Annotated in this window: 11 protein-coding genes; 6 read left to right on the top strand and 5 right to left on the bottom strand. The window is 70.8% G+C overall.

What is annotated here, in order from left to right:
• Window positions 1–37: 37 nt before the first annotated feature.
• Window positions 38–2,029 (top strand): beta-galactosidase, encoded by a 1,992-nt coding sequence (locus EST92_RS12865; protein WP_129281070.1) that lies wholly within the window; start codon window positions 38–40, stop codon window positions 2,027–2,029.
• A gap of 155 nt (window positions 2,030–2,184) precedes the next feature.
• On the opposite strand, the gene EST92_RS12860 is transcribed toward EST92_RS12865, so the two are convergent.
• The 4 genes from EST92_RS12860 to galT all read right to left on the bottom strand — a co-directional run bounded on the left by EST92_RS12860 (window position 2,185) and on the right by galT (window position 6,498).
• Window positions 2,185–2,958, bottom strand: a complete 774-nt coding sequence (locus EST92_RS12860; RefSeq protein ID WP_174244001.1) for a response regulator transcription factor — start codon at window positions 2,956–2,958, stop codon at window positions 2,185–2,187.
• Between the two features lie 266 nt (window positions 2,959–3,224).
• Window positions 3,225–4,469, bottom strand: coding sequence for a galactokinase (galK, locus tag EST92_RS12855; protein ID WP_129281068.1), 1,245 nt, complete (start codon window positions 4,467–4,469; stop codon window positions 3,225–3,227).
• Entirely contained in the window at window positions 4,469–5,443 is a 975-nt protein-coding gene (galE, locus tag EST92_RS12850) for a UDP-glucose 4-epimerase GalE (protein ID WP_129281067.1), read from the bottom strand. The genes galK and galE overlap by 1 nt, the downstream gene beginning before the upstream one ends.
• Window positions 5,440–6,498, bottom strand: a complete 1,059-nt coding sequence (gene galT, locus EST92_RS12845; protein ID WP_129281066.1) for a galactose-1-phosphate uridylyltransferase — start codon at window positions 6,496–6,498, stop codon at window positions 5,440–5,442. The genes galE and galT overlap by 4 nt, the downstream gene beginning before the upstream one ends.
• A 245-nt stretch (window positions 6,499–6,743) precedes the next feature.
• Here galT and EST92_RS12840 point away from each other — a divergent pair, with 245 nt between their 5' ends.
• Window positions 6,744–8,414, top strand: coding sequence for a sodium:solute symporter family protein (locus EST92_RS12840; RefSeq protein WP_129281065.1), 1,671 nt, complete (start codon window positions 6,744–6,746; stop codon window positions 8,412–8,414).
• Between the two features lie 30 nt (window positions 8,415–8,444).
• Complete coding sequence (locus EST92_RS12835) at window positions 8,445–8,753, top strand: hypothetical protein (RefSeq protein ID WP_129281064.1); 309 nt, start codon at window positions 8,445–8,447, stop codon at window positions 8,751–8,753.
• A 12-nt stretch (window positions 8,754–8,765) separates the two neighbouring features.
• On the opposite strand, the gene EST92_RS12830 is transcribed toward EST92_RS12835, so the two are convergent.
• Window positions 8,766–9,488 (bottom strand): LuxR C-terminal-related transcriptional regulator, encoded by a 723-nt coding sequence (locus tag EST92_RS12830; protein WP_129281063.1) that lies wholly within the window; start codon window positions 9,486–9,488, stop codon window positions 8,766–8,768.
• Window positions 9,489–9,885: 397 nt separating this feature from the next.
• Between EST92_RS12830 and EST92_RS12825 the strand changes: the two genes are divergently transcribed.
• The 3 genes from EST92_RS12825 to EST92_RS12815 form a co-directional block, all read left to right on the top strand.
• Entirely contained in the window at window positions 9,886–10,302 is a 417-nt protein-coding gene (locus EST92_RS12825) for an SseB family protein (protein ID WP_129281062.1), read from the top strand.
• Window positions 10,303–10,923, top strand: coding sequence for a hypothetical protein (locus tag EST92_RS12820; RefSeq protein WP_129281061.1), 621 nt, complete (start codon window positions 10,303–10,305; stop codon window positions 10,921–10,923). It begins immediately after the preceding gene.
• Window positions 10,920–12,409: putative T7SS-secreted protein (locus EST92_RS12815; RefSeq protein ID WP_254068788.1), on the top strand; the 1,490-nt coding region annotated here is incomplete at its 3' end. The genes EST92_RS12820 and EST92_RS12815, both read left to right, overlap by 4 nt.

Below are 12,409 nucleotides of genomic sequence, written 5' to 3'. Positions count from 1 at the left end.
CCGCACGCCCCGCCCGAGCTTCGACGCAGGAGGTCCGATGGGCATCCGATTCGGCGGCGACTACAACCCCGAGCAGTGGCCCGAGGAGGTGTGGGCCGAGGATCTGAAGCTGATGAAGGCGGCCCACGTCACGATGGTCACCGCCGGGATCTTCTCCTGGGCCGGGGTCGAACCCCGCCCCGGCGCCTGGGCCTTCGGCTGGTTCGACCGCGTCATGGACGGCCTGGCGGGCGCCGGGATCGCCGTCTGCCTGGCGACCATGACCGCCTCACCACCGCCCTGGCTCTCCCGCGCGCACCCCGGGATCCTGCCCGAGGACGCCGACGGCCGGCGCCGCTGGCCAGGCGGCCGGCAGCACTACTGCCCCTCCAGCCCCGTCTACCGCACACACGCCGTACGCCTCGTCGAACAGCTCGCCGCCCGCTACGCCGGCCACCCGGCGCTCGCCATGTGGCACGTCGGCAACGAATACGGCTGCCACACCCGCCAGTGCTACTGCGACGTGTCGGCCGAGGACTTCCGGCGCTGGCTGCGCGCCCGCTACGGCGACATCGAGGCGCTGAACGCCGCCTGGTCGACGGCCTTCTGGTCGCAGGCGTACGGCGACTTCGACGAGGTGCTGCCGCCCCGCACCGCCCCCACCTTCCCCAACCCCGCACAGCAGCTGGACTATCTGCGCTTCGGCGACGAGGCGCTACGCGCCTGCTACCTGGCCGAGAAGGCCGTACTGGAGCGCGTCACGCCCGGGGTGCCGGTCACCACCAATCTGATGCCGCAGCACAAGCCCGTCGACGCGTTCGCCTGGGCCCCGCACATGGACGCGATGGCGCTGGACTTCTACCAGGACCCGTATGTGCCCGACGACCACATCCGGGCGGGCTACGTCTTCGACCTGATGCGCTCGGCCCGCGACGGGCAGCCCTGGATGCTGCTGGAACAGGCGCCGGGCGCGGTCAACTGGCGTCCCCGCAACGGCCCCAAGCCGCCCGGCGCGATGCGGCTGTGGAGCTGGCAGGCGGTCGCCCAGGGCGCGGATGCGGTGCTGTATTTCCAGTGGCGGCAGTCGCTGGGCGGCGCGGAGAAGTTCCACTCGGCGATGCTGCCGCACGGCGGCACCGACACCCGGATCTTTCGTGAAGTGAGGCAGTTGGGACGGGAGTTGGCGGCCGTGCCGGACGTCGAGGGGACCCGGTCGCGGGCAGATGTGGCGCTGCTGGCGGACTGGCCCAGCTGGTGGGCGCTGGAGCTGGACTCCAAACCGTCGACCGCGTTGGACCACTCCCGGATCGCGCTGGACCACTACCGGCCGCTCTTCGAGGCGGGCGTGGCCTGCGATGTGGTGCCACCGCGGCGCGAGCTGTCCGGCTACCGGTTGGTCGTGGCGCCCAACCTGTATCTGCTCACCGCGTCCGACGCCCGCCGGCTGGCCGCCTATGTCCACGCCGGCGGCCACCTCCTGGTGTCCTTCTTCTCCGGCATCGTCGACGAGTACGACCGGGTGCACCCCGGCGGCTATCCGGCGCCGCTGCGGGAGCTGCTGGGCCTGCGCGTGGAGGAGTTCTGGCCACTGGACGCGGGACGGTCGGTGGCGGTCGGCCACGGCACCTACGCGGGGCGGGCGGACCTGTGGTCGGAGGCCATCGAACTCGAAGGGGCCGAGGCGCTGGCCCACTTCACGGACGGCGACCTCGCCGGCCGGCCCGCGATCACCCGGCACACCTACGGGCAGGGCACGGCCTGGTACCTCGGCACCCGGCTGGAAGCGGTGCTGATGCGGGCCCTGCTGGACGACGTACGGGAGGCGGCGGGGGTGCGGCCCGTACTGCCGGGGCTGCCGGCCGGCGTGCAGGCCACGGTGCGCGAGGGCGCCGACGGGCGGTACCTCTTCCTCCTCAACCACGGGGCGGCGGCCGTCGAGGTGGCGCTGCCCGAGCCGATGCGGGACGCCTTGGCGGACGGGGCGGCGAGCGGCGCCGTGGACCGGATCGTCCTGGCGGCCCGGGGCGTGGCCGTGCTCACGGAGGTCTGACGGGGCACACCGCCCGCGGTGCCAGGGAAGACTTCCCCGGGTACCAGGGAATACCGCCCCCGGCCCGCCGCGTTGGGCCCCGCAGGGGGCCGTTCGTACCCCTACGGGATGTGTTCGCCCACCCCCTACGGCACCTGCACACCCCCACCCACTCCTTACGGCACCGGTACCGACGCCGCCGTCGCGGCCTCCAGCTCGACCGGGCCGACGCCGGCCCGGCGGGCCAGGGCCACTGCCGCGAGGGTGGAGTGGACCCCGAGCTTGCCGAGCACGTTCTGCATGTGGGTCCGGACCGTGTGCGGGGAGAGGAACAGCCGCTCGGCGACCGCCTTGCGGCCCAGGCCCGCCACCATGCAGCGCAGTACCTCGTGTTCGCGCGGGGTCAGCGACTCCACCAGCCGCTCGCTCTCCGAGCGGTGCTTGCGGGCGGCCGTCAGCTCCCGGAGCACACCGGTGAGAAGCGCGGGCGGCAGATGCGTTTCGTCACGGAGGACGCCACGGATCACGGCGAGCAGCCGGGAGAGCGAGCAGTCCTTGGCGACCCAGCCGGAGGCGCCGGCCTGGAGGGCGGCGGCCGCGCGGCGCGGGTCGTCGCGGTCGGCGAGAACGACGGTGCGCAGATACGGATGGCTGGCGCGCAGGCCGGAGACCAGCGCGATGCCGTCCCGCGGGCAGGCGCGCGGCGCGCTCTCGCGCAGCGGCGCCGACGACTGCGGCGGCACCGCGAGCAGCGGCGCGGTGAGGTCGGCGTCGGCGAGCAGCACGTCGAAGCGGCGGCCGTCGGTGGCCGCGCGGTCCAGATTGCGCAGGGCCGCGGGCGCGCTGCCCGCGGCCGCGACGTCCACGTCCTGCTCCGCGGCGAGCGCGGCCGCCAGGGATTCGGCGAAGATGCGGTGGTCGTCGACCACCAGAACCCGGATGCGTTGCACAGAGACCCCCTGTCCCGGTGAACGGACCATAGCGGGCACGACACCCGGATTGAAGATCGCCTCAGCCGCACGGCCGCCGCCGCGCCGGCTTCGCCACCCCACCCCGGGTGTCGTACCCGAACGGTCTCGCCCCCTGATCGGCACCGGCCCCCACCGGTGCAGGATCTCAGCGTACGGACGGGGTGCGGCGAGGGAAGGTGATTGACGAAACTGCTTGCCCGGGCGGGCCATTCGGCAGCCGTCGGGCGGCTGCGCGCCGGCGTGCCCTACTCGATGCGGTGCGCCCCCGCACCGGGGACGGCCTCGAAGATCCGCGGCCGGGCATGGCCGGCCGCCGCGAACGCCTCGGTGACGGCCGCGCCGACCTCCGTGGCGTCCGCCTCCTCGACGAGCACGATCGCCGAGCCGCCGAAGCCGCCGCCGGTCATCCGGGCCCCGAGGGCGCCCGCCTCCCGAGCGGCGTCGACGGCGAGATCGAGTTCGGGGCAGGAGATCGCGAAGTCGTCGCGGAGGGAGGCGTGACCGGCCGTCAGCAGTGGGCCGATGGCCCGGATGCGGCCCGCGTCGAGGTGGGCGACGACCTCTTCGACGCGGTGGTTCTCGGTGACGATGTGCCGGACGAGGGCCTGGACGACAGGATCGTCGGCCAACTCGACGAGGGCCTCGGGCAGATGCGCGTACGGCACGTCACGCAGGGCCTGCACTCCGAGCGCCCGCGCGCCACGCTCGCAGCCGGCGCGCCGCTCGGCGTATGCGCCGTCGCCCAGCTCGTGCTGCACCCGGGTGTCCACCACGAGGAGCCGCAGCCCCTCCCCCGCCAGGTCGAACGGGATCTGCCGCCGGGTGAGGTCGCGGGTGTCCAGGAACAGGGCGTGGCCCGCGGTGCAGCAGGCCGCGGCGGTCTGGTCCATGATCCCGCAGGGCACCCCGACGAAGGCGTTCTCGGCCCGCTGGGCGAGCTGCGCCAGCCGCTGCGGCTGCCGGCCGAGCGCATGGAGATCGTTGAGGGCGAGCGCGGTGGCGACCTCCAGGGCGGCGGAGGAGGAGAGTCCGGCTCCGGTGGGGACCGTGCTCTCGAAGTGCAGATCCGCACCGCCGACGGGCAGACCGGCCTCCTGCATCGCCCAGACGACGCCGGCCGGATACGCGGCCCAGCCCCCGCTGCGCTGCGCTCCGCCCCGGCTGCGCTCCAGCGCCTCGGACGCCGGGCCCGGCGCCGGCCGCAGCGCGTCGGTGCGCAGTTCGACGATGCCGCCGCCGACGCCGCCGGAGTGCAGCCGCAGCACCCCGTCGGTGCGGGCCGAGGCGGCGGCGATCGTGGTGTGCGGAAGGGCCAGCGGCATCACGAAACCGTCGTTGTAATCGGTGTGTTCACCGATCAGATTGACCCGGCCGGGCGCCGCCCACAGGCCCGTGGGCGCGGCGCCGTACACGGCGGCGAACCGCTCCGCCGCGTGCCGGGCGCGCTGCGCGTGCCCGGTGGCCGGGGTGACGGCTCCGTGAGCGGTCATCAGGACTCCTTCGTCCGATCGAGGTGCTGCGCGAACTGCCAGGCGTCGGCGACGATGCCGGAGAGGTCGGCGCGGCTGGGCCGCCAGCCGAGGCGGTCGATGGCGGTCTGTGCGGAGGCGACCAGTACGGCGGGGTCGCCGGCGCGGCGCGGGGCGGCGATCTCGGGGACGGGGTGGCCGGTGACCTTGCGGACGGTCTCGATGACCTCGCGGACGGAGAAGCCGTTGCCGTTGCCGAGGTTGCAGATCAGATGCTCGCCCGCGCTGGCAGAGTCGAGGGCGAGGAGGTGGGCCTCGGCGAGGTCGGCGACGTGGATGTAGTCGCGTACGCAGGTGCCGTCGGGGGTGGGGTAGTCGTCGCCGTAGACGGAGATCGCCTCGCGCTTGCCCTGGGCGACCTGGAGGACGAGCGGGATGAGGTGCGACTCGGGGTCGTGGCGCTCGCCGCAGCTGCCGTAGGCGCCGGCGACGTTGAAGTAGCGCAGCGAGACGGCGGCCAGGCCGTGGGCGGCGGCCTCGCCGCTGATCATGTGGTCGACGGCGAGCTTGCTGGCGCCGTAGGGGCTGGTGGGCGCGGTCGCGGCGGACTCGGTGATCGGCGTGGACGCCGGCTCGCCGTAAGTGGCCGCGGTGGAGGAGAAGACGAGGGTGCGGACACCGGCGTCGCGCATGGCGGCGAGCAGGTCCATGGTGCCGCCGACGTTGTTGCGCCAGTACTTCTCGGGGTCGGCCACCGACTCGCCGACCTGGGAGAAGGCGGCGAAGTGCAGCACCGCGTCGTACGAGGGGTCGAGCCACTTCGCCGCGTCCTGGATGCGGCCTTCGAGGAAGTGGGCTCCGGCGGGGATGCCGTCGCGGTGGCCGGTGGACAGGTCGTCCAGCACGGTGACCTCGTGGCCGGCCTGCAGCAGATGCGCCGCAACGACACTGCCGACATATCCGGCACCGCCCGTGACCAGGTACTTCTTGCTCACTTGCTCGCTACCTCTCGCAGTCGCTCGGCCGCGGCCTCCGGCGGCACATCATTGATGAACACGTTCATGCCGGATTCGGAACCCGCGAGAAACTTCAGCTTGCCGGAAGTGCGGCGAATGGTGAAAAGCTCGAGGTGGAGTGCAAATTCTCCGCGGTGCTCGGCGTGCAGCGGAGCCTGGTGCCAGGCCGCGATGTACGGCGTGCGGGCGGTGCGCTCCCCGTCCCCTTCGTCGAAGATCCGGTCGAACCGCCGCAAGACTTCCAGGTAAACCTGTGGGAATTCGGCGCGCGCCGCGTCGTCGAGCGCGAGCAGGTCGGGCACCCGGCGCTTGGGGTAGAGGTGCACCTCGTACGGCCAGTGGGCGGCGTACGGGACGAAGGCCACCCAGTGCGCACCTTCCAGGACGATGCGGCGGCCGTCGGCCAGCTCCCCGTCGACCACCTCGTCGAAGAGGTTGCCCCCGCCGGTGGCCGTACGGTGCGCCGCGAGCGAGTCGAGCATGCGCGAGGTGCGCGGGGTGATGAAGGGGTAGGCGTAGATCTGGCCGTGCGGGTGACCGAGGGTGACGCCGATCTCCTCGCCGCGGTTCTCGAAGCAGAAGACCTGTTCCACGCCCGGGAGTTGGGACAGTTCGGCGGTGCGGTCGGTCCAGGCGTCCAGGACCAGGGCGGCCTGCTCGTCGGTGAGGTCGGCGAAGGAGGCGTCGTGGTCGGAGGTGAAGCAGACCACCTCGCAGCGGCCGTGGTCCCCGGCGAAGGAGGGGAAGCGGTTCTCGAAGACGGCGACGTCGTAGTCGGGGGCGGGGATCTCGGAGTGCCGCCCCTCGCGGGAGGGGCACAGCGGGCACTCGTCGGCCGGCGGGTGGTAGGTGCGGGCCTGACGGTGCGAGGCGATGGCGACCCGGTCGCCGAGCAGGCGGTCCTCGCGGATCTCGGCGGCGGTGGCGACGGGGTCGTGGGGGCGGGGGTCGGGCTCGTCGCGTACGGCGTCGTCGCGCAGGTCGTAGTAGATGAGCTCCCGGCCGTCCGCCAGCCGGGTCGTCGTCTTCTTCACGGGAGCTCCTCACCCACTCCAAACACAAACAAACACAATGAAGCACAACTAAACAGCAGCGTCAACGTGGGACCAAGGTCCCGACATATGGGACAAACCGTCTGCCCCGGTCACGAATCAACAACTCAAACGAACATAAGTGTTCAGTTTCTCAACGACCGAGCGTAGCTTTTTGTGCGTTCAGCTCGCGCACACCGCTCTGTCTCCTGGGGGACAACCCCCGGACCCCCGAAAAGAGTGCCCTCATGATCACGCTGGCCGAAGGGCTACGGCTCCCCACCAACGGGCTCGACTACACCATCCTGGCCATCTACTTCGCCGTCGTCCTCGGCATCGGATTCGCGGCCAGGCGCAGTGTGAAGACGAGCCTGGACTTCTTCCTCTCCGGGCGGTCGCTGCCTGCCTGGGTCACCGGCCTCGCCTTCGTCGCCGCCAACCTCGGCGCCACCGAGATCCTCGGGATGGCCGCCAACGGCGCGCAGTACGGGGCCTACACCGTCCACTGGTACTGGATCGGCGCCATCCCGGCCATGGTCTTCCTCGGCCTGGTGATGATGCCGTTCTACTACGGCTCCAAGGTCCGCTCGGTGCCGGAATTCCTGCTGCACCGCTTCGGCCCGTCCTCCCACCTGCTGTCGTCGGTGATCTTCGCCGTCTCGTCGGTCCTGATCGCGGGCGTCAACCTCTACGCCATGGCGATCGTGCTGCAGGCGCTGCTCGGCTGGCCGCAGTGGGTCGCGATCGTGATCGCCGGGCTGTTCGTCCTCGCGTACATCACCGTCGGCGGCCTGTCCTCGGCGATCTACAACGAGGTGCTCCAGTTCTTCGTCATCCTGGCCGCGCTGATCCCGCTGACCGTCGTCGGCCTCAAGCGCGTCGGCGGCTGGGACGGGCTGACCCACTCCCTGACCTCCTCGCACGGCGACGCCTTCCTGACCGCCTGGAAGGGCACCGGCATCGGCGAGTCCAACCCGCTCGGCGCCAACTGGCTCACCATCGTCCTCGGCCTGGGCTTCGTGATGAGCTTCGGCTACTGGACCACCAACTTCGCCGAGGTCCAGCGCGCGCTGTCCGCGAAGAACCTCTCCGCCGCCAAACGCACCCCGCTGATCGCCGCCTTCCCCAAGATCTTCATCCCGCTGGTGGTGGTCGTCCCCGGCCTGATCGCGCTGGTCATGGAGCCGACGCTGGGCAAGTCCGCCGGTGGGCTGCAGTACAACGACGCGATTCCGGTGCTGATGCGGGACCTGCTCCCCAACGGTGTGCTCGGCATCGCCGTCACCGGCCTGCTCGCCGCCTTCATGGCCGGTATGGCGGCCAACGTCTCGTCGTTCAACACGGTCTTCACCAACGACATCTGGGCCGCGTACCTCAAGAAGGGCCGCGAGGACCGCTACTACCTGGCGACCGGGCGGGTGGTCACCGCGGTCGGCGTGCTGATCGGCATGGGCACCGCCTTCATCGCCTCGTCCTTCAGCAACATCATGAACTACCTCCAGACGCTCTTCTCCTTCTTCAACGTGCCGCTGTTCGTCGTCTTCATCATCGGCATGTTCTGGAAGCGGACCAGCGCCGCGGCCGGCTTCTGGGGGCTGCTCTCCGGGACCGTGGCCGCGATGGTCAACTACTTCTGGTTCTACAAGCAGGGCATCATCGCGATCCCCTCCGACCAGGGCGCCAACTTCGTCTCCTCGATCGTCGCCTTCGTCGTCGGCGCGCTCGTCATGGTCGTCGTCACCATGGTCACCAAGCCCAAGCCCGCCGCGTCCCTCGCCGGCCTGGTCTACGGCACCCGGTCACCCGGCATGGAAGAGCCGCCGGCCGAGGGCGACGACGCCTGGTACCGCAAGCCGGCACTGCTGGGCTGGGGCGCGCTCGTGCTCGCCGCCGTCTGCTACATCCCGTTCTCCTTCTGAACCCGTCCGAACCAGCGGAGTTGACGCACCATGAGTGACTACCAGCACGAGGTCGAGGAGCTGGAGCGCGAATCGGCGACCGCCGCGCGGCTCTTCGACGTACGGCGCATCATCGGCGGCCTGTTCGTCGTCTACGGCGTGATCGTGACCATCGCCGGCCTGACCGCCTCGGACGCGGACCTCAGGAAGGCCCAGGACATCAACATCAACCTGTGGACGGGCGTGGGCATGCTCGCGCTCGGGGTGTTCTTCCTGGTCTGGCTGAAGCTGCGGCCGACCGTCCCGCCGACGGCCGACGAACTGCGGGCCGCGGCCGAGGACGGCCCCGCGGAGGGCTGAGCGCGGCGCCGGCTACTGCGGCGGCGGCACCGGATCGCCCGGTTCCGCCGCCGTGGTGCGTATCGCCCGGCCGCCCGCCGCCCGGTCCAGCAGCCCGGTACGCGCCGCCAGCGCGGCGGCCTCCAGGCGGGAGCCCACCTCCAGCTTCATCAGCACCCGCTGGACATGCGTCCGCGCCGTACTCGGCGCAATATCCATCCCCGCCGCGATCAGCCGGGTGTCCTCGCCGTCCGCGACCCGCATCAACACCTCGACCTCGCGCGGGGTGAGCAGCTCCAGCAGCCGCGCGCCCTCGTCGTCGGGCTGCGCCGCCGGATGCAACAACTCCTCGAAGGCCTGCTGCAACAGCTGCGGAGAGACCGCCGACTCCCCCGCCCGCGCCTTCATCATGGCGCGTTCCACGCCCTCGATCCGCTCGTCGTTGCGGACGTACCCGGACGCCCCGGCGGCAAATGCAGCGGCGATCCCACGCGGGCTGGGCACCGGTCCCAGCACCACCACCGCCACCTGCGGCCGCTCCTTCTTGATCCGTACGACCGGGTCGAAGGCGCCCGGCTGGGCGGGCGCGGCGGTGCCCAGCAGACACACCTCGGGCGCCCGGCTCACCACCAGCTCCGCGGCCCCCGCGCTCGGCGCGGCCGCCGCCAGCACGCGGTGCCCGCGCAGCTTCAACGCCGAAGCGAGCGCCTCCGCGAGCAGACGGTGATCGTCGACCACCATGAGCCGCACGCCCATCGAGCAACCTCCCCCGCTCCGGCGGACCCCGGCGCGACCCCTGGCCGGGCCGCTGTGTCCCCGGGAAGCTACACGCTCGGCTGCGATACTGCGCCCCCAACCGGGGAGAAGCCCCCGGAATGCTGGAATCCCGGCCAATGTGGGCCGGTTGGCGTTGGTGGGGGGCGTCCGCGGGCGGTGTCGACGGCGGGGAGCCCGGCCGGTGTCGACCGTGAGCAGACTCGCCCCGCACACCGGACGCGCCCCGCCGGCCCCACTCCGCACACTTCACGACCTGATTGAAAACAAAAGGAACCAGCGGCCGGTTTTTTCGCCGGATGTCTTTGGCTGAGCTGTCAGTGCCGTATGCGAAAGTGGTTTCGACATTGCGGGGATGACCGGGGGAGGGGCCAAAGCCATGTCATTGGCCGACGAGGTAGCGGCAGTTCACGCAGGACGGCCGGACCCGGCCGCGCTCATCGGCGAATTCCGCCGTACGCACGTCATTCTTCCCACCGTCGACGAGACGCCTATGTCCGCGGAGTTGGACGGTATCCGCTGGCTGTATGCCTTCACCGACGAAGAGGCTCTCGCGCGCTTCGCCCTCTCCCGCGGCAGTGAGCCCGGCACCGAGTGGCCGTACGTGACCGCGTCCGGCGCCCGGATCCTTGACGTGCTGATTCCCGCCGTGGAAGGCCCTACGGGAGTGGCTCTTGACGCGGGCAGCGAACAGGGTGCGCTCTTCCCGCCGGTGGCCGGAATCGTCCCTGACAGCGCAGCGGTGGACGGTGCGGCGGGTGGCCCATCGAACGCACCGGACAAGCGGGAGGACTAAATGGGCCTGATCGACGGAAAGGGGTACGGGCTCGACCCTGAGGCCATTGAGCAGCTCACCAAAGGGATCAGGGCCGCGACGGCCGAGCTCAAGGAGTTGGGCTTCGACATCGAAGCCCAACTGGGGCGCGGTTTCGACCGATTGTCCCTGGACGGCATGGAATGCGGCGATGACGGTCTGGCCGCTGCCCTCGACTCCTTCTGCGACCGCTGGGGCTGGGGCGTCCGCACGCTGATGCAGGACGCCAACGAATTCGCCAAAAAGCTGCACCTCACGGCCGGCAATTATTACGAGCAGGAGCAGTACGCCTCGGACGCGCTGAAGCAGACGGTGAACGCGGCGATGGGCGACCCGACCAAGTCCGCCGAGCAACTGCACCGCACCTCCTGGAGCGACATCGGCGGGGACAACCCCCTCACCCAGATCAAGAACGCCGACTACGACCCGATGTCCGCGGAGTCCATGAAGTCACACCACCAGCTGGCAGAGGCCGCACAGCAGTTCGGCCACGACGTCACCTCGGTCCCGGACCGTATGACCCACGGCGGCGACGATCCCGCCGACGTCAAAGTGACGTTCCGTGATCCGAGGTCGCAAGGCCAGGAGGGTAACGACAAGTGAGCTGGCTCGGCGATGGGTTGAATGCACTGGGCGACGGAGCGGACAAGTTCACGAGCGCCGTCGAGCGCGGTGCGGGCGAGCTGGTCGAGAACGGCTCCGACCTGGCCGGCGATGCGCTGGAGACCGTCGGTCTCGACGACGCGGCGCACGCCGTTCGCTCCACCGGCGCCGACATCGCCGGCGCCCTGGGCGCCCATGTCGACGAACGCCAGCTCGGCGAGAGCGAGGACCCCAAGGAGCTCATCCACGGCAACGTCGAAAAGCTCCACGAAACCGCGTCCCATCTCAAGGACTTCTCCGCCGCCTTCGACCGCGTCGCCGACGGTATGCGCAAGCTCGGCTCCGGCCATCACTGGAGCGGTAAAGCGGCCGATGCCTTCCGTGAGAAGTTCGACATGCACCCCAAGCAGTGGATGCACGCCGCCGACGCCTGCCACGACGCCTCCACAGCGCTGAAGTCCTATGCGGAGACAGTCACCTGGGCGCAGGGCAAGGCCGCCGACGCGATCGAGAAGTACCGGCATGCGGTGGAAGCCACCCGGCGAAGCGCCAACGCCTACAAAGCCAAGGTCGACTCGTACAACGCGCACGTCGACACGTACAACGACGCCCTCGGCCGGGGTGCGGACCCGGGCACCAAGCCACAGAAGCCCGCCGATTACACAGATCCCGGTGCCGAGGGCCGCGAGGCCGCCCAGGACATGCTCAAAAGCGCCCGCAGCCAGCGCAACGAAGCGGCCGAACACGCCCGTAACAGCATCAAGTCCGCCCTGGCCCACGCCCCGGAAAAGCCTGCGCTGACCGAGCTTGCGGGTGCGGCTCTCAAGGACGGTGGCAAGGCGTTCGCCCTGGAGCACATGCATCTGGCCGGCGGTGCGCTGAAGGCCGCCGCCCAAACCCTCAAGTTCGCCCGTACGGTCAACCCGCTCGACCCCTACAACCTCACGCACCCCTGGAAGTTCGCCGACAACGTCTCCACCACCCTCCTAGGCCTGGCCTCCGCTCCTCTCCACCCCGTCGAAACCGCCAAGGGCGCGCTCGGCTCCGGTTGGGGCAGCGACCCGATCGATGCGTTCGGGGCGGCGGTCTTCAATACGGTCGGCGCCAAGGGGGCAGGCGGACTCGCCAAGGGGATGGCCAGGGCGGGAGCGAAGGACGTGGCCAAGAACGCGGCCCGGGCCGCCGCCAAGGAGGGCGGCAAGCGCACCGTCCGGGACCGGCTGCGCACCGCCTGGTGCAAGACCTTCGGCAGCGACCCCATCGACATGGCCACCGGCCGGATGATCCTGCCGCAGACCGACGTCACCCTCCCCGGCAGCCTCCCCCTCATCTTCACCCGTACCTTCGAGTCGTCCTACCGCACCGGCCGCTGGTTCGGCCCGACCTGGATGTCCACGGTCGACCAGCGCCTGGAGATCGATGCCGAAGGCGTCATCCTCATCGGCGAAGAGGGCAACTTCCTCCTCTACCCCCACCCCGCCGTCGG

The sequence above is a fragment of the Streptomyces sp. TM32 genome (assembly GCF_004122755.1).
In the GTDB taxonomy this organism is placed as follows: Bacteria; Actinomycetota; Actinomycetes; order Streptomycetales; family Streptomycetaceae; genus Streptomyces; species Streptomyces sioyaensis.
The sequence above is the reverse complement of the archived record's forward strand: the minus strand, read 5'-3'. Positions and strand labels throughout refer to the sequence as shown.